We start from the raw sequence: 16,912 nt of genomic DNA, 5'->3' as shown, positions 1-16,912 counted from the left end.
ATGAACATCATAACTATGGATACAATTTATTATGTATTAGGTATAATCGTTGCCTTTATCGCTGTGCGTATCGCATTCGATCGTGAACATCCAAACCGATTCGGTTCTAGCTTATTTTGGGCATTATTCGCAGTTACGTTTTTATTCGGAAATGTAATACCTTCGTTTTACGTTGGGTGTATCGTGCTCGCTATGGTCGTGTTAGCTTCATTGAATAAAGTAACAAAATCCGAGGAGAAAGAAGTACCTGTACAAGAACGTGTGAAACATGCTGAGAAATTAAAAAATAAAATTTTCATGCCTGCACTTTTAATTCCTATTTTTACAATTATCGGTACGTTAACGTTAGGGAAAATCAAATGGGGAAATGTATCCCTTGTAGATCCAGATAAAGTAACGTTAGTTGCATTAGCGTTAGGAGCATTACTCGCATTCGTTGCGGCGATGCGTATTACAAAATCGAAAATAACGACGCCTGTTCAAGAAGGAAGTAGATTATTACAAGCTGTTGGTTGGGCAGTTATTTTACCACAAATGTTAGCAGCACTTGGCGGTATTTTTGCGAAGTCTGGTGTTGGACAAGTCGTTTCTGATTTAGTTGGAAAAGTGTTACCGACAGAGTATCCATTCGTTGCTGTTATGGCGTACTGTTTAGGAATGATGCTTTTCACAGTTGTAATGGGGAATGCATTCGCAGCGTTTGCAGTAATCACTGGCGGAATCGGATTACCTTTAATTGTTCAAATGCACGGCGGGAATCCAGCGATTATGGCCGCACTCGGCATGTTTGCTGGATATTGCGGAACACTGCTTACGCCAATGGCAGCAAACTTTAATATCGTTCCAGCAATGCTTTTAGAGTTAAAAGATAAAAATGCTGTTATTAAAGCGCAAGTACCCATCGCTCTTTCAATCTTTATCATAAATATGTTTATTATGTACGGCTTAGTATATCGTTTCTAATTAGGAGGGAAAACGATGAAAACAGTATTATTAACAGGGTTCGATCCGTTCGGCGGAGAAAGTATCAATCCAGCCTGGGAAGTCGCAAAAAGTTTGCATGAAAAAACAATTGGAGAATACAAGATTATAAGTAAACAAGTTCCAACTGTATTTCATAAATCAATAAAAGTTTTAAAAGAATATATAGAAGAACTGTCGCCGGAAATGATTATATGTATCGGACAAGCTGGGGGTAGACCAGATATTACGATAGAGCGTGTCGCAATTAATATTGATGATGCAAGAATTGCTGACAATGAAGGGAATCAGCCGGTAGATGTACCAGTTGTAGAAGAAGGACCAGCAGCCTATTGGTCCACGCTCCCAATGAAAGCAATCGTAAAAAAACTTCGCGAAGAAGGCATACCGTCATCTGTTTCACAAACGGCAGGTACATTCGTTTGTAATCACTTATTCTATGGACTTATGTATGAACTAGAAAAACATGATATGAAAATAAAAGGCGGATTCATTCACATTCCGTTCTTACCAGAACAAGCGAGTAGCTACCCAGGGCAACCGAGTATGTCACTTTCTACTATTAGTAAAGGGATAGAGTTGGCAATCGAAGTAACGACGGAAGTAGAGGTAGATATTGTAGAAATTGGGGGCGCGACGCATTAAGTAAAGTGAAATGTACAACACCTCCTGTAAACAACTGGTATAATAAGTATAGGAATATACATAGAGGTGATTTTTGTGCAATTTGAAGAAGTTCATTCAATTTTAGAAAAAGCGAAGAAAATTACTGTATTAACAGGCGCAGGAGCCAGTACAGAAAGTGGCATCCCAGATTTCCGTTCAGCAAATGGGTTGTATGCTGATGCGAATGTGGAGATGTACTTATCGAGAGGGTACTATAACAGAAGTCCGAAAGAGTTTTGGAAGCATTATAAAGAAATATTTCAAATTAATACGTTTCATCAATATAAAGCTAATCGTGGACATCGCTTTTTAGCTGAGCTAGAAGAACAAGGAAAAGATATAACAATTTTAACGCAAAATATCGACGGTTTACATCAATTAGGTGGTAGTAAACATGTCATTGATTTACACGGAACACTTCAAACAGCACATTGTCCGAAGTGTAAAACGGGTTATGATTTACAATATATGATTGATCATGAAGTACCGCGCTGCGAGAAGTGTAATTTCATTTTAAATCCAGATGTTGTTTTATACGGAGATACACTGCCGCAATATCAAAATGCGATTACACGTTTATATGAAACAGATGTGTTTCTCGTTATGGGAACGTCATTAAAAGTACAGCCTGTCGCATCTTTCCCGGAAATTGCAAAGAGGGAAATTGGAGCAACAACCATTTTAGTAAATGAAGAGTTAACAGGGCAGGAATATAACTTTGATTTTGTTTTTCGACAAAAGATTGGTGAATTTGTTGAAGGGTTATCTTCAAATAAATAAGTTATCGTAAAAAAACTGAGGTGCAATGTATCTACCTCAGTTTTTTGTATTCATGATATTGTATTGTAAGGGGAATGGTAATAAATAGGATGTAAAATCCGAAAACTGAAAATTAAATCTTTTCTTTCTTTTGTAACTAATATAAAATTCTATATATATCATATAAATAAATTTGATACATAATGAGTTATCCCGTTATTTGCGAGCAGTAAGACTCCCATCTGAAAAATTCGGCACAGGCGAAGAAGTTAGGTGGAAGGGAAGATTACCTGCTTGTAAAAGCCCGATTGCTGTGGGCTAATAAACAGAGAACCACTCTGTTTAAAGTTTCAATTTATGCGTAGAAGTTAATAGAATGAAGCGAGGGAGCGAAATGAGACAGAACAAGGAAAAAAAGAAACAGCCGAAAAAGAAAAAGACTCATATTCCATTTCGGTTAAATGTACTATTTTTTATCGTCTTTCTTTTATTTTCAGCTATTATTATTCAACTAGGTAAAGTGCAAATCATTGATGGAGAAACGTATCGAAATGAAGTGAATAAAAAGGAAGATGTGACGGTGAGCACGTCTGTTCCTAGAGGGAAAATGTTTGATCGAGAAGGCAAAGTGATTGTAAATAACAAACCGCTACGAACCGTTACATATACGAAAATGAAAGGAGTAGACTCGAAAGAAGTTTTAAAAGTAGCGAGAGAGTTAGCAGGGCTAATTGAAATGTCGCAAGAGGATATGGATAAGTTAACAGAGACAGATAAAAAAGATTTTTGGATGCAGTTAAATGAAAAAAGGGCTGCAGAAAAAGTAACGAAAGCAGATGAGAGTAAATTTAGGAAGCAGGAAATAGAAGGGAAAGAATTAGATAAAAAAGTAGAAGAGTTGCGTCGGGAGAGAATTACACAAGAAGAATTAAAGGAGCTTTCAAAAGATGATTTAGAAGTATTAGCAATTAAAAGTAAAATGAATACGGGATATAAAATGACGCCGCAAATCGTTAAAAAAGATGTAAGTCAAAATGAATATGCAATCGTTAGTGAAAGATTAGCAAGCTTGCCGGGGGTAGATACGACAGTAGATTGGGAACGTGAATATCCAAATGATAAAATCCTTCGTTCTATACTTGGTAGCGTTTCTAATGAAAATGAGGGATTGCCAAGAGAACAATTAGAGTATTATTTAGTTCGTGATTACAACCGAAATGATCGTATTGGTAAGAGTTACATCGAAAAGCAATACGAAGATGCATTACATGGAACGAAAGAACAATCTAGAAATATTACAGATAAAGCAGGGAATATTATTCGGACTGAAAAAGTGACTGAAGGAAAAAGTGGAAATAACTTAATGTTAACGGTTGATATGGATTTGCAAAAAAAGGTAGAGGAAAGTCTTGAAAAAAATTTACGAGCGTTTCATTCTTCAGAACCGATGATGGATCGTGCTTTCGTTGTAATGATGAATCCGAAAAACGGTCAAATTTTATCAATGGCAGGAAAGAAAATTGTAAATAAAGATGGCGTGATGCAAATAGAAGACTACGCATTAGGGACGATGACAAGTTCCTATGAGTTAGGATCAACTGTGAAAGGGGCTACTTTATTATCTGGATACCAAGCAGAAGCGATTAAACCGTTTACGCATTTCTTTGATGCGCCAATGTACTTTAAAGGAAGTACTAAGCCGAAAAAATCATGGAAAGATTTTGGTGATATTGATGATTTAAGAGCTTTACAAGTTTCGTCGAACGTTTATATGTTTAATACAGCATTAAAAATGGCGGGGATTAATTATGTGCCAAACAATCCGTTAGATATTAAACAAGAGACATTTAATAAAATGCGTTACTATTTTAGACAATTTGGTTTAGGTGTATCGACTGGTATTGACTTGCCAAATGAATCAATTGGTCAAATGGGTAGAACTGATAATATACCAGGCTTTTTACTTGATTATGCAATTGGACAATATGATACATATACACCGCTACAGCTTGCTCAATATATTTCAACAATTGCAAATGGCGGTTACCGAATGAAACCACAAATTGTGCAAGAAATTAGAGAGCAGCCAAACCGCCCAGAGGATGTCGGAAAAGTTATTCGATCAATTGAACCGGTTGTTTTAAATCGAGTGGATATGGACACGTCATACATTAATCATGTAAAAGAAGGGTTTAGAAGAGTTTTTCAAGAAGCTGACGGAACAGGTACAGGAACGTTTAAAGGCTTACCGTATAAACCAGCTGGAAAAACAGGAACAGCTGAGACGGTATATGGTGGAGAAAGTGATATTGGAAGAGATGAGAACTATAACCGAAAAAAATGTTATAATTTAACTCTTGCCGGCTATGCGCCATATGATGCTGATCCGGAAGTAGCTTTTTCAGTTGTTGTACCATGGGTGAATAATGATAAATCAGGGGTTAATTCCGCGATTGGTAAAGAAATTTTGGATGCGTATTTTGACTTGGAAGCGAAAAGATCAAATGCAAATTCAGTCCCGGTAGAACAGCCGAACAAGGTCCAGTAAAAATAATATCACTGCACAGGAATATATTGTGCAGTGATATATTTTTTGAGTTATTTTATAAGGTGGGAATGGATATGAAAGAGGAGATTAAGAGAGGTTGGGGGAAATACATACTATTTATACTTGTTATGGTAATAGCCTATCATTCTTTTGCGTTATGTAAGGTAGAAGGGAAATCCATGCAGCCGACTTTAAATGAAGAAGACCACGTATTTGTAAATAAGGCAGCAGTACATTTTTCTAACATACAGCACGGGGAAATTGTCATTATTAAAGAAGAGGACGAATCGAAATATTATGTGAAAAGGGTAATAGGGCTACCTGGTGACGTAATTAACATAACGAATGGAACTGTATATGTAAATGATAAAAAACAAGTAGAGCCGTATACAAATAAAGATTTATTCAACAATACACAAGTATTTTACAATTTCCAAAAGACAAAGATTCCACCAAATAAGCTATTTGTCATGGGAGATAACCGTGAACTTAGTAGGGATAGTCGCAATGGCTTAGGATATATTGAAGAAGATAACGTGATAGGAAAAGTAGAATTTGTGTATTATCCTTTTTCAAAAATGAAAATTATAGAATAAGTGGGGAATTCATAAAGCCCCACTTATTAAAGTTTCACTTTATTTTCTTTAAAAAACCTTTTGGATTAAAAGATATGAAAAATTTATGTTTAGATTCATCGATTATGAAATTGTTATTTTTAGCTAAAAACTCTTCCACGGCTTCCATCGGGCCAGGGCCCCAATCTGGAAGGAGAGGATTTCCGTTAATACATGTATCCTCTACAATAATGTAACTACCAGTGGTTACAATAGATTTATAAAGTAAGAGTTCTTTTGATACATGTTCTTTACTATGATCAGAATCTAAAATAACTAAAATCACATCATCAGGTTTGCGCATACTTACTATTGTTTGGACGGCCTGCACAGAAACAGAAGATGCTGTTAAATACGTAATCCGATTATGTGATGGCCGATTTGGCTGCGGAGTTATATCGATAGTAAGTACGTGACCTTTTCCGATTAAATCTAACATAGAAGCTAAATACAGTGCACTACCACCATGAAAAGTCCCGCATTCAATAATTAAATCGGGCTTTAATTCATAAATGATTTCTTGATACAAAAAGAGATCAGAGGGAAGTTTGCAGATGGGAACACCGAACCAGTAGGTATCTTTTAACCAAACGTGGCTGTCGTAATACTGTTTTAAAAATTCACTGCTTGTAGTATCGATTTTAAATGCTCCTTTCTAAAAAGGATTCTTTCGTTTGACGTAAAGTATTTACGTATGAAAGTTGTACTATATATTATGTGATAAGGAATTGTAAGGCGAGTGTTTTCACTTGAAAATAAGCCAAATAACTCATGTGGAAAATCAATTGCTTACAAAAGAAGGTGTAATTGAAAGGAAATGATAGTATGTATACATACACAATTTGCTTCATTAGAAAAGGAAATAAAATACTCTTACTAAATAGAAATAAAAAGCCGAATATGGGAATGTGGAATGGTGTTGGGGGAAAAATTGAAGATAATGAAACGCCATATGAAGGAATAATTAGAGAAACGTTTGAGGAAACAGGCATAGGTCTTCCAAGTGTAACGTATAAAGGGAATGTGATTTTTAAAAGTAAGGACGAGCCTCGAGGTAGTGAAGGGATGTACGTATTCCTTGCTGATTTGCCAGAGGGAGTACAAATGGATACACCGTTAAGTACTGATGAAGGTATATTAGAGTGGAAGGAAATTGGATGGATATTAGATGAGAATAATAGAGGTGTAGTTAGTAATTTACCAAAATACTTACCGCTAATATTAACAGAAGAAAATATGTTAGAGCATATATTCACGTACGATAACCGGAATATTATTAATTACACAACTGCATTTTTGACAGAAGATGATGCGAACAAACGATATGAAAAACAACTCGTTTCTCAATAGAAGATAGGATGAAAAACTACACTTATACTTTAGTTGAAAAAATATATATGTTAGGTGATTACATGCTGAAAAAATATACTTTATTAGCCAAAGTTGTAACACAAACTTTCGTTACTTAAATTAAAACAAAAAAGAGATGGCATATCCATCTCTTTTTTGTTTTCGTATGCTCCATGATTAGTTGCGAATCGCTTTAATGATAAAGCGATGTTGCTTCACATCAAAATAGCCTTTTTGCAACATAATCTCATGAATGCGATATAATTCCTCATAATACCTTTCGACAGTAAAATCAGGAATTTGCCACGGAATCGCTTTTAAATAATAGACGATAGCGCCAATATCATAAAAGCGTTGAAGAGGGAATTCTTCCTTTGCATCTAAAATAGTAAATCCATTTTCCTTTAGCTCATTACAGGCAGTTTCGAGTGACCAACTTGCAAATTCGCTATTTAGTGGTGTGCCAAACTGCTTATTAAGTTCTGCGCAATCAAGACCACCAGCTTGTTGTGTAAGAAATATTCCATTAGGAGAAAGGATTCGGTTTACCTCAGAAGCAGCATAGGATTCATGTTGGTTCACAATTAAATCAAATTGAGCATCTTGAAGCGGTAGGGCATCATCATCCTTTACTTCTACAACAATAACCCCTAAAGGCTCTAATTTCTTTCGGGAAATTGGCACGTTTGGAGCGTAGCCCTCAGTAGCATAAATAGTTGGCGGGAACGGTTGTAACATAGATAAAAGCTCTCCACCGCCAGTGCCCATATCTAGCATTGATTTTGCGTGTTGTATAAGCTGGAAAGCAGTGCTACCGTACGACCACGATAAAGGCTCACTTTTCATTCGACCCGTTTCTGAAATGAAAGAAAAATCCCAGCCGCTAAAATTTGTATTTGCACTGTTTAATAAAGTTAAAAATAATGGATCACGTTTCATAATTGTACCCTCCTATTTTGTAAATGAATGATATGATGAGAAAAGTAAAAAGGAGGACCTCTTATAAAAGTGAAACGGATTTACGTTTCGTGTTCGAATAGATGCATATAAATTCGCTCCTTGCGAGAATGATTATTTATATATTCGGGATTTTTGAGTGGAATTCCTTTGAAATATAAAGAGAAGGTAGATATTTAATGAAAAATTAGATTGAGTTTACAGATAAAGAGTACGATCGAATTTGGGATAAAGTATATAGTGACTATGAATTTTCACCAAGTGTTTCAATATTTCCATCGTTTAAAGTACCAGGACCGTTTATCACATATGACATCTCTCATTATTTTGGAGAATCGGTAGATTTAAATGTATATGATGAACTTGAAGAAAAAGCATTAAAAGTTTTCAAAGAGAATACAGCATTGAATGAATATATGATGGCACTAGATTGGCAACATGAGTGTTATTGGGTAAATCCACACTTAGAGTTTGAAAGAAATGAATTTTATGAGTGGCGTATACCAATATTTCCGAATGGTGATTACTATTTCTTTATTCAGAAAGACTTTAAGTGGGGGTATTTAGGCCACCCTTGGGAGAAGAGTATAACGATATTTGGAAAAGAAATAATAGAGAGTTTTAAACAAAATAAACCGGAAATGTTTCAAAATATTTTAAGGCAGGGATAATGTTTTAAAGAGAAAAAACGCTTATACTTCATTCTTGAAGCATAAGCGTTTTTGTTTTGGCCGTTTTCATTTAAAAATACTTAAAAATAAAAATCTTTTGGTAAAGTACCATTTTTTATCACCGTTCTTAACCCATGTTTTATAATCCAAGGGTTAACAGGATGCTGTTTATCACGTAATTGCTGCAACCATTGAAAAACGAGTTCTTTATCTTCCTTCGTAATATCGTTAATATGATTGGCTACAGATTTTTGAACATACTTAGAAGGGTCATTCATTAATGGTTCAAGAAGCTGTAAATTGTTCTTAAAGTTACCTTTTAGAGCTCCTGTTTTTTTTGCCCAAGGAAGTCTTGGTCTTGTACCTTCAGAAATTAGTCTCCTAATGTGGCTGTTTTCGTCATGAATCCACTGTTGTAAAATATTTAGTGTGTCTTCATGGTACGTTTCAAGAAAAGGCCGAATGGCATATTCAGCAGTATTCCTTTTTGTTATTTCATACATTGCGTGGAATGAGGAGTCAAAATCGTTAAGCCCATATTTTTCAACGTATTTTGCGATAGGCATGTACATATAGCCGTTTGTAAATGTACCTACTTCTGTTGTATTTTCTGGTCCCAATGTTTTCAGTAATATATGTATTGCTTCATTAAAATCTTTTTGTAAAGCATTGTGTAATTCATCTGCTATTACTTCAATCCGTTGCTTTAACTCTAAACCTTCAACTTTACATGTTACGGAGGCTATAAAGTTTTTTTTAGAGAAAGTAGAATCGTGTTTACAAATAGAATCAGCCATTTTTTCTGCTAATTCATCATTAAATAAAAATTTTAATGGAACGTATTTACCCATTTTTCCACCTCATTGGTCAGCTAAAAACAATTTTTATTTTTTAATCGACAATCCATAAACTAACGTCTCACTAGGAGTCGTAATACTAAAACCAGTCGTCTTATAATCAAGTTTCACTGTATTGCCAGTGTAATCTTTCGTGAATGAATCCATTTGTACAATAAGCATTTCATCCTCATATACAACATCATCTGCATTGTATGTATCCCAAACTAAATCAACATCAACGAAAATGCTACAAGAGTTTGTCATTGTTCCTCTAATACGAATGATTTTTTTGTCTTCACGTTCTAATCTATGTATAGCTGCTTTTGCTTCATCAGTAATACGAATGTTCATTGTATCCCAACCTTTATTTATATTTCCTTTATTATTGCAAAAACAAGAGTAATAGGGAAGCAAAGAGGTTTGCAACAAAAAACGAGCAAACAAATTTGTTTGCTCGCTCTACTTTATTTTAGTTCACATTTATCAAGTGGAATCACTTTTGTTTTCTTTGTAAATTTATATCCTAACCATAGTACTAAGAAGAGCGGTAAACCGATGTAAGAAACGAGTACGCCGTTCCAATCGATTGATTCACCCATAAATGCGCCGTAGTTTTGTCCTAAAATTACGATGACGCAAAGTGTAAATGCGAAGATTGGACCGAATGGGAACCATTTTGCTCTATATGGTAAGTCTTTTAAATCTTTTCCTTGTGCGATATATGCTTTACGGAAGCGGTAATGACTAATTGCAATACCAACCCATGCGATAAAGCCAGACATACCAGAAGCGTTTAATAACCAAATATATACAACACCGTCACCGAATAAAGAAGCGATGAAAGCGACGCTACCAACTACTGATGTTGCGATTAGAGCGTTAACAGGTACACCACGGCTATCTAATTTACCTAAAAACTTCGGTGCTTTTCCTTGACGAGCTAAATCCCAAAGCATACGAGTTGATGCGTACATGCCAGAGTTACCAGCAGATAAAACTGCCGTTAAAATAACAGCGTTCATAACAGAAGCAGCAAAGGCAACGCCCGCTTTTTCAAATACAAGTGTAAATGGACTTACTGTAACATCACTTGCTGCAAGACTTTCAGTTGTATAAGGAATTAATAAACCGATAACGAGAATTGCAAGGATATAGAATAAAAGAATGCGCCAAAAGATCGAACGAATTGCTTTTGGGATATTGCGTTCTGGATCAGACGTTTCACCAGCAGCTACACCTAATAATTCAGTTCCTTGGAAGGAGAAACCAGCAGCCATAAATACACCGATAATTGCCATGATACCGCCGTTAAATGGAGCATCTGCAACAGTGAAGTTTTTAAAGCCGACAGATTCGCCGCCCATAATTCCAAAAATCATCATGAAGCCGACAACTAAGAAGATAATAATAGTAACTACTTTAATAAGTGCGAACCAATATTCAGATTCACCAAAACCTTTAACAGATAAATAATTTAAGAGAAAAATAATAGCTAAGCATAATCCACTCCAAATGAGGGAAGGGGTATCAGGGAACCAAAATTTCATAATTAATGTTACGGCCGCTAGTTCTGCCGCAATTGTAATCGCCCAGTTATACCAATAGTTCCATCCAAGTGCAAAGCCAAGTGATGGATCAACAAATTTTGTTGCATACGTGCTAAAAGATCCAGTAACAGGCATGTAAGCTGCAAGTTCAGCTAAGCTTGTCATTAAGAAATACACCATAATTCCAATTGCGGCGTATGCGATTAGTGCACCGCCAGGACCAGCTGAATGGATTACACCACCGCTGGCAAGAAATAGTCCGGTACCGATTGTACCACCGAGAGAAATCATCGTAAGGTGACGAGATTTTAATCCGCGTTTTAATTCACCTTGTCCTTGTGTAGTTTGCGTTTTAGAGGTAGATTGATTTGTTGCGCTATTCATGTTCAACACTCCTTTTCTTGTAGGTTAGGAAGGAGCGGGGGAGAAAAATACAAAAAACCGCCAAAGGAATTAGGCGGAACGTTTCACAAATAACCACCCCATCATACCCTTCCGTTAAGATAGCACCCCACGTTTACACGGTAATTTTGTAAACGTGACAGTTCTGTTCCTTTCGGAGACAGCCCCAGCTCATACTTCCAGAGAAGAAATACAAACTTCGGCAACTTTTCCTTTCAAACGGAGTCAGTGACATTCTCTGTGTCTCGTCCGTTTTACTTTTAAAAGTCGCAACCTCTACCTCATCGGATTGATGAGGATTTATATATTGCTAAGATATTTAATATATGGCAATTGTAATGAGTTTCTGAATATATTGCAAGGAATTTTGTTAGGAAAAGTCAAAAAATATCGGTTATTGTATAGGAAACGCTTGCATAACTCCACCCGAACCTACTATTATGTAGCAATAAACAAAGAAAAAATTGTTATACAAATGTTTCGCAAAAAATAATGAAAAACCCTTTAAAATTAAAAGAAAATTCAGAAAATATAATTCGACATAACGATTGAAGGGTATCACTTCTTTTATTTTGTTCTAAAGAAAAAACATATGTGCAAATAAAAAGAGTGAATATTCTTTCTTTTTGTAGTAAAATTGAAGTACTGTTTAATTAAAAAGGGGACATCGTTATGAAATTAGAAACAGAAAGATTACATATTATCCCGTGTACGGAAGAATGGGTTCAGATTGCGAAGAATCAAGGATACAATAGCGGCCCGCATATTGCAGGGCATGTAGAAAATATAAAACAAGATAAGGATTTATTACCGTGGGGTGCGTGGTATGTCATTCGAAAAGAAGATAACATCGTACTAGGGGATATAGGATTTAAAGGGAAACCGAACGAGAAACGTACAGTAGAAATTGGTTACGGTTTTATTGAGAAATATTGGAATAAAGGGTATGCTACAGAATCTGTAGATGAATTAATAAAGTGGGCTTTCCAGACAGGAAAGGTAGATACAATTATTGCGGAGACACTCTTTGAAAATGGTAGTTCGATTCGTGTATTAGAGAAATTACATATGAAGAGAGTAGATACAACAGATACGATGATTAATTGGAAAATAGAAAAATAAAAAATACCGCTCGATATAGTTCGAGCGGTATTTTTTATCATTATGGTAGCATTTGTTTTTGATCTTTCGGATAGCCGCCTGTTGATGCGTTAGAACGATTGGAATGATTACGGATAGCAATGAAAATAGAAATAATAACGACAAGACCAACTGCCACGTAAGAAAGTGAAATAATAGTTGGATTCACTTTAAATGTTGTAAGTAGTGTACGAATATTCGTAAAGATAATAAGGCCACCAACTAATACCCCAAGTAAATGAGGTGGAACGATACGTACTAACCATGCGGCAATTGGAGCTGCGACAATACCGCCAAGCATTAAGGCGAATACCCAAACCCAGCTTACTTGTTCCCAGCCAAGTGAGATGAAGAAACCAATTGTTGCAGCGAGTGAAACAGGAAACTCACTCGTATCTACAGATCCAATAACTTTTCTAGCTTCATTTCCTCTTGCTAGCAGTACAGGTGTCGTAATTGGACCCCAGCCACCGCCACCAGTTGAATCGACGAATCCAGCGAATAAGCCGAGTGGCACAAGTTGTTTGGCAGACATGCGCTTTTTGGAAGTAACAATTTGTTTTTGAATAATGAATCGTAATAAAATATAAACGCCTAAAGTGAATAAAAATATTGAAATGTACGGTTTAATCACATCGCCAGGTAAATTACTTAAAAAACATGCCCCAACAAATGCCCCAATTGCTCCGGGTAATGTTAATCTGGAAACTGTATATTTATCAACGTTTCCAAATTTGATGTGCGATGCACCAGAAGCTGCGGTTGTAACGACTTCAGCTAAGTGAACAGATGCGGATGCTACAGCTGGTGCAATACCAAACATTAATAATAGTGAGGTAGATGTTACCCCATACGCCATTCCAAGTGCCCCATCAATCAATTGAGCGAAAAATCCAATAATAGCAAAGACAATTAATTTCTGCATAAATAATCCCCCTGTAATAATAAATGAAAAAAGCACTTTTCCCGTATGAGAAAAGTGCCTTTGGTTTTTCCAATCAGCAATAATTAAATTTGTTTCATTATAATACACATTAATCATATAAATCAACTAGGTTTTGAAGTTTTTTGAATTGAATGAAAGAAAAATAAAATATACAATAAAAGGATGGAGAGAAAGGGGAGAAAGACTATGTTAATGTTTGATCATCTCGTTCACGCAGTGCCTTGTACACCGGAGGAAGCAGCAAAACAAATGCAAGAGCGTGGATTTCATACTGTATTAGGCGGAGAGCATACTACTTGGGGAACTTGGAATAGTTTATGTTATTTTGATTTATCATACATAGAATTTTTAGCTGTGCAGCATGAAGAAAAAGCGAAAGAAGCAGAAAATCCATTAGTACAAGAAACGGTGGTGAAATTACAAAATGGAGAAGGAATGCTACAAATTGCAATTCGAACAGATGCAATTGAAGAACTAGCAGTTAAGTTTAGTAAGCATGGCTTACATACGATAGGGCCATTTGAAGGGAAACGTATGAGAAAAGATGGCCGGCTTTTAGAATGGAAAATGTTATTTGTAAAGCAAGAAGAAAGCGGGCCGAGATTACCTTTTTTTATACAGTGGAATGAAACCGATGAAGAAAGAAGAAACGACTTACGCAACATAGGGACGATCACGGAACATAAAAACAAAGTGCAACACATTGAAGTGATCCATTATGCAGTGAAAAATGTTCGAGACACAGTGCGAAAGTGGAAAGAAGTAATGGGGCTAACTGCAAGTTCAGTCACAAAAAATGAAAAATGGAATGCTGAGTGCCAAAGTGTAGCGTTTGGTGACATTCATGTACAGTTTTGTGAACCGATTGGGGAAGGGCTAGTGAAAGAACACTTGATTAGGAATGGTGAATATCCTTTTGCAGTGGAGTTTAAAGGGGAGAATAAACGAGAGTATGAAGTGTTAGGTAGTTTGTACATATATGAATAGAGGGGATGTTTTGGAAGAAATAGTAAGAGAGATAGAAAGAAAACTAGAGTGGCCCTGTATTGTAAAATGTATAGCCATTACAAAAGGTTTTTCGCATGAGGAGAAATATAAAATTGAACTAGAGAATCGTGAAACGTATTTTGTAAAAGTGTGTGATTCTGCTAATTATGAACGAAAACTAGAAGAATATACGTATATGAAACAAATAGAGTTATTACATATTCCAACGCCCAAGTTAATTCATTTTATAAAACTTGAAGAATTAAATAAATGTGTTCAAGTATTTGAATGGATTGACGGAGTAAATGGTGAAGAGAGCTTACGGAAGTTATCGGTGGAAGAACAGTATGATGTAGGAAGAAAAGCAGGAGAAGTATTAAGGAGAATTCACTCAATTGAAAGAGAAAGTGCAAGTAATAAATGGGAAACATTTAGATGGAATAAATACGAAAGATACATAGAGGCACTAGCAGACTACGAGGTGAATTTTCTGGATTTGAAGCCAGTATTAACCTTTGTAGAAAACCATAAAGACTTATTAAAAAATCGTCCAATCACACTTTTACACGATGATTTCCATCCAGCAAATAGTATGATTCATAACAAGGAGTTTATCGTTATCGATTTTGGTGGATATGATTTTGGCGATCCAATACACGATTTTTATAATGTAGCGATTTTTACTACAAGAATAAGCAAACCATTTGCGGTTGGACAAGTTCACGGTTATTGCGGAGGCGAACCGTCACTTCATTTTTGGCAACTGTATTCCTTATATGCAGCAATGACATTCCCAGCTGATATCGTTTGGACAAACCGAAGCACACCGCACCTAGTAGATGATATGAAGGAAAGACTAAATGGAATTTTAGAAGAACATAATCATTTTTCGTCCTATGTTCCAAGATGGTATCAATCCTATCATATGGATATAATGAAAAATAAATAACGGAGGGATTCATTTGGATAAAATAGCGGTAATTTCAGATATTCATGGTAATATTCCGGCATTAGAATCTGTGCTGAAAGATATTAAATTAAGAGGAATCGAGCGCATTATTTGTCTTGGAGATTTAGTAGGAAAAGGCCCTCATTCAAGTGAAGTAATTCAAATCATTCGTAAAGAATGCGAAGGCGTTGTAATGGGGAATTGGGATGATTTCATTACAAAACCGACTGAATTTGAAGCATTAAAATGGCATCAAAAACAATTATCAGAAGAACAAAATGACTATTTAAGAAGCTTACCATTTTCGATCGAATTTTTTATGAGCGGAAAACTCATTCGTATGTTTCACGCTTCACCGAGAAGTTTATATGAAAGAATTCAACCACACGCTTCAAGAGAAGAACGTATTAGTATGTTCGAAAATAGTGATCTGACGGAAAATATAGAAGGGGAAAGAAAACCAGATGTCGTTTGCTATGGTGACGTTCACCAAGCGTTCGTTCAAAATTTCAGAGGGAAAACGTTATGTAACGCTGGTAGTGTAGGAAATCCTCTTGAAATTACACAAGCATCCTATTTAATCTTTGAAGGAACTTACAACGAAAAAGAAGCAGCGAGTTTTTCCATTCAGCTTGTAAGAGTACCATATGATATTGAATTAGCCATCAGGCTAGCGGAAGAGCTTGATATGCCAGAAATTGAGGAATATAAGCAAGAGTTACGGACTGCTTTGTATCGAGGGTTTAAGGGGAAGTAAGGAATATGTAAAGCAATAAAACTATATCAACGTTTTGACAAATAGTAATCAAACGTGTTTATTGTAATTGTATTATGTAAACTGAATTAGGGAGGGAAGATAATGAGTCGCCAAAAACGAATGAAAGAAATCGCAAATCATATTTTAAAGTTAAACTTAACGCATCCAATCAGAGTGGGAGTAAGTGGCATTACAGCATCAGGAAAAACAACATTTGCAAACGAACTAGCAGAGGAAATGAAAAAACGGGGAGTACCAGTAACACGCGCAAGCATTGATGATTTTCATAACCTAAGAGCGATTCGTTATGCACAAGGTAAAGAATCGGCAAGAGGATATTATGAAGATGCACACAATTATTCGGCTTTTAAAGAAAGGTTATTAGTGCCTTTAGGGCCTAATGGGAATTTACAGTATGAAACGATTTCTCATAATTTAAAAACGGACCTACCTGTACAAAATGCGCCGTTAGTGGCTCCGCCAAATATGGTGTTAATAGTAGACGGAACGTTTTTATTGAAAAAAGACGTGGAGCATTTATTTGATTACAAAATTTTTGTAGATACAGATTTTGAGATTGCGAGAAAACGTGGTGCGAAGCGAGAAACAGAAGCTTTTGGAAGTTATGAAGAAGCAGAGAAGATGTTTTTGAATAGGTATCATGCGGCCTGTAAGATGTATATAGATGAGCATAATCCGAAAGAGTGTGCGGATGTTGTATTTCGGAATAGTGATTTAGAAAATCCAGAAGTTATATTTCATGAAAGAACGTAATACATAACAACAAATATATGTATAG

The 16,912-nt window shown here is 35.8% G+C and carries 18 protein-coding genes and 1 riboswitch; of the genes, 12 read left to right on the top strand and 6 right to left on the bottom strand.

All coding sequences use genetic code 11. The features are described from left to right. The 5 genes from JDS95_RS14810 (at position 1) to lepB (ending at position 5,550) form a co-directional block, all read left to right on the top strand. Positions 1 to 963, top strand: coding sequence for a DUF979 domain-containing protein (locus JDS95_RS14810; RefSeq protein WP_001021657.1), 963 nt, complete (start codon positions 1 to 3; stop codon positions 961 to 963). Between the two features lie 15 nt (positions 964 to 978). Next, positions 979 to 1,626 carry a pyroglutamyl-peptidase I gene (pcp, locus tag JDS95_RS14805; RefSeq protein WP_000859720.1) on the top strand — a complete coding sequence of 216 codons (648 nt, stop codon included), beginning with the start codon at positions 979 to 981 and terminating at the stop codon, positions 1,624 to 1,626. 75 nt (positions 1,627 to 1,701) lie between these two features. Continuing rightward, the gene (locus tag JDS95_RS14800) at positions 1,702 to 2,427 is read left to right on the top strand and encodes an NAD-dependent protein deacylase (RefSeq protein ID WP_199690580.1); all 726 of its coding nucleotides are present in this window, start codon (positions 1,702 to 1,704) and stop codon (positions 2,425 to 2,427) included. A gap of 373 nt (positions 2,428 to 2,800) precedes the next feature. After that, a complete protein-coding gene (locus tag JDS95_RS14795; RefSeq protein WP_199690579.1) occupies positions 2,801 to 4,954 on the top strand; it encodes a peptidoglycan D,D-transpeptidase FtsI family protein in 2,154 nt (717 codons plus the stop codon). A 74-nt stretch (positions 4,955 to 5,028) separates the two neighbouring features. Next, positions 5,029 to 5,550: a signal peptidase I gene (lepB, locus tag JDS95_RS14790; RefSeq protein WP_199690578.1), complete on the top strand. Its 522-nt coding sequence runs from the start codon at positions 5,029 to 5,031 to the stop codon at positions 5,548 to 5,550. Positions 5,551 to 5,584: 34 nt separating this feature from the next. On the opposite strand, the gene JDS95_RS14785 is transcribed toward lepB, so the two are convergent. After that, a complete protein-coding gene (locus JDS95_RS14785; RefSeq protein WP_073990597.1) occupies positions 5,585 to 6,208 on the bottom strand; it encodes a cephalosporin hydroxylase family protein in 624 nt (207 codons plus the stop codon). 185 nt (positions 6,209 to 6,393) lie between these two features. Here JDS95_RS14785 and JDS95_RS14780 point away from each other — a divergent pair, with 185 nt between their 5' ends. Next, on the top strand, positions 6,394 to 6,918 hold the full coding sequence (locus tag JDS95_RS14780; RefSeq protein WP_199690577.1) for an NUDIX hydrolase: 525 nt from the start codon (positions 6,394 to 6,396) through the stop codon (positions 6,916 to 6,918). A gap of 177 nt (positions 6,919 to 7,095) precedes the next feature. On the opposite strand, the gene JDS95_RS14775 is transcribed toward JDS95_RS14780, so the two are convergent. Next, positions 7,096 to 7,857: a class I SAM-dependent methyltransferase gene (locus tag JDS95_RS14775; protein WP_199690576.1), complete on the bottom strand. Its 762-nt coding sequence runs from the start codon at positions 7,855 to 7,857 to the stop codon at positions 7,096 to 7,098. A 209-nt stretch (positions 7,858 to 8,066) separates the two neighbouring features. Between JDS95_RS14775 and JDS95_RS14770 the strand changes: the two genes are divergently transcribed. Beyond that, positions 8,067 to 8,546 carry a DUF2716 domain-containing protein gene (locus JDS95_RS14770; RefSeq protein ID WP_307837985.1) on the top strand — a complete coding sequence of 160 codons (480 nt, stop codon included), beginning with the start codon at positions 8,067 to 8,069 and terminating at the stop codon, positions 8,544 to 8,546. 80 nt (positions 8,547 to 8,626) lie between these two features. Here the strand turns inward: JDS95_RS14770 and JDS95_RS14765 are convergent, their stop codons facing one another. From JDS95_RS14765 to JDS95_RS14755, 3 genes are all read right to left on the bottom strand, one after another. Next, positions 8,627 to 9,397 (bottom strand): DNA alkylation repair protein, encoded by a 771-nt coding sequence (locus tag JDS95_RS14765; RefSeq protein ID WP_000521685.1) that lies wholly within the window; start codon positions 9,395 to 9,397, stop codon positions 8,627 to 8,629. Positions 9,398 to 9,430: 33 nt separating this feature from the next. Next, positions 9,431 to 9,736 carry an iron-sulfur cluster biosynthesis family protein gene (locus JDS95_RS14760; RefSeq protein ID WP_001026187.1) on the bottom strand — a complete coding sequence of 102 codons (306 nt, stop codon included), beginning with the start codon at positions 9,734 to 9,736 and terminating at the stop codon, positions 9,431 to 9,433. A gap of 113 nt (positions 9,737 to 9,849) precedes the next feature. Further along, a complete protein-coding gene (locus JDS95_RS14755) occupies positions 9,850 to 11,316 on the bottom strand; it encodes an amino acid permease (RefSeq protein ID WP_001083390.1) in 1,467 nt (488 codons plus the stop codon). Positions 11,317 to 11,428: 112 nt separating this feature from the next. Continuing rightward, positions 11,429 to 11,621: riboswitch (Lysine riboswitch) on the bottom strand. Between the two features lie 385 nt (positions 11,622 to 12,006). Between JDS95_RS14755 and JDS95_RS14750 the strand changes: the two genes are divergently transcribed. After that, complete coding sequence (locus JDS95_RS14750; RefSeq protein ID WP_000764584.1) at positions 12,007 to 12,456, top strand: GNAT family N-acetyltransferase; 450 nt, start codon at positions 12,007 to 12,009, stop codon at positions 12,454 to 12,456. A gap of 40 nt (positions 12,457 to 12,496) precedes the next feature. Here the strand turns inward: JDS95_RS14750 and JDS95_RS14745 are convergent, their stop codons facing one another. Further along, a complete protein-coding gene (locus JDS95_RS14745; protein ID WP_001170739.1) occupies positions 12,497 to 13,399 on the bottom strand; it encodes a sulfite exporter TauE/SafE family protein in 903 nt (300 codons plus the stop codon). A 207-nt stretch (positions 13,400 to 13,606) separates the two neighbouring features. On the opposite strand from JDS95_RS14745, the gene JDS95_RS14740 reads away from it, so the two are divergent. From JDS95_RS14740 to JDS95_RS14725, 4 genes are all read left to right on the top strand, one after another. Next, positions 13,607 to 14,407: a VOC family protein gene (locus JDS95_RS14740; RefSeq protein WP_000928475.1), complete on the top strand. Its 801-nt coding sequence runs from the start codon at positions 13,607 to 13,609 to the stop codon at positions 14,405 to 14,407. A gap of 10 nt (positions 14,408 to 14,417) precedes the next feature. Next, on the top strand, positions 14,418 to 15,356 hold the full coding sequence (locus JDS95_RS14735; RefSeq protein WP_002043928.1) for an aminoglycoside phosphotransferase family protein: 939 nt from the start codon (positions 14,418 to 14,420) through the stop codon (positions 15,354 to 15,356). A 13-nt stretch (positions 15,357 to 15,369) separates the two neighbouring features. Continuing rightward, a complete protein-coding gene (locus tag JDS95_RS14730; RefSeq protein WP_000357629.1) occupies positions 15,370 to 16,113 on the top strand; it encodes a metallophosphoesterase family protein in 744 nt (247 codons plus the stop codon). A 102-nt stretch (positions 16,114 to 16,215) separates the two neighbouring features. Next, on the top strand, positions 16,216 to 16,887 hold the full coding sequence (locus JDS95_RS14725; protein WP_000089896.1) for a nucleoside/nucleotide kinase family protein: 672 nt from the start codon (positions 16,216 to 16,218) through the stop codon (positions 16,885 to 16,887). The last annotated feature ends 25 nt before the right edge of the window (positions 16,888 to 16,912 follow it).

Source organism: Bacillus cereus group sp. N24 (assembly GCF_016483345.1).
Taxonomy (GTDB): domain Bacteria; phylum Bacillota; class Bacilli; order Bacillales; family Bacillaceae_G; genus Bacillus_A; species Bacillus_A toyonensis.
Note: the sequence above shows the minus strand (reverse complement) of the source record. Positions and strands in the feature narration are given on the sequence as shown.

Bases quoted from the DNA above. Each gene is read 5' to 3' on its own strand.
- JDS95_RS14780 (WP_199690577.1), top strand. From the start codon at position 6,394: ATGTATACATACACAATTTGCTTCATTAGAAAAGGAAATAAAATACTC.
- JDS95_RS14755 (WP_001083390.1), bottom strand. From the start codon at position 11,316: ATGAATAGCGCAACAAATCAATCTACCTCTAAAACGCAAACTACACAA.
- pcp (WP_000859720.1), top strand. From the start codon at position 979: ATGAAAACAGTATTATTAACAGGGTTCGATCCGTTCGGCGGAGAAAGT.
- JDS95_RS14810 (WP_001021657.1), top strand. From the start codon at position 1: ATGAACATCATAACTATGGATACAATTTATTATGTATTAGGTATAATC.
- JDS95_RS14750 (WP_000764584.1), top strand. From the start codon at position 12,007: ATGAAATTAGAAACAGAAAGATTACATATTATCCCGTGTACGGAAGAA.
- JDS95_RS14745 (WP_001170739.1), bottom strand. From the start codon at position 13,399: ATGCAGAAATTAATTGTCTTTGCTATTATTGGATTTTTCGCTCAATTG.
- JDS95_RS14740 (WP_000928475.1), top strand. From the start codon at position 13,607: ATGTTAATGTTTGATCATCTCGTTCACGCAGTGCCTTGTACACCGGAG.
- JDS95_RS14725 (WP_000089896.1), top strand. From the start codon at position 16,216: ATGAGTCGCCAAAAACGAATGAAAGAAATCGCAAATCATATTTTAAAG.
- JDS95_RS14760 (WP_001026187.1), bottom strand. From the start codon at position 9,736: ATGAACATTCGTATTACTGATGAAGCAAAAGCAGCTATACATAGATTA.
- JDS95_RS14775 (WP_199690576.1), bottom strand. From the start codon at position 7,857: ATGAAACGTGATCCATTATTTTTAACTTTATTAAACAGTGCAAATACA.
- JDS95_RS14795 (WP_199690579.1), top strand. From the start codon at position 2,801: ATGAGACAGAACAAGGAAAAAAAGAAACAGCCGAAAAAGAAAAAGACT.
- lepB (WP_199690578.1), top strand. From the start codon at position 5,029: ATGAAAGAGGAGATTAAGAGAGGTTGGGGGAAATACATACTATTTATA.
- JDS95_RS14765 (WP_000521685.1), bottom strand. From the start codon at position 9,397: ATGGGTAAATACGTTCCATTAAAATTTTTATTTAATGATGAATTAGCA.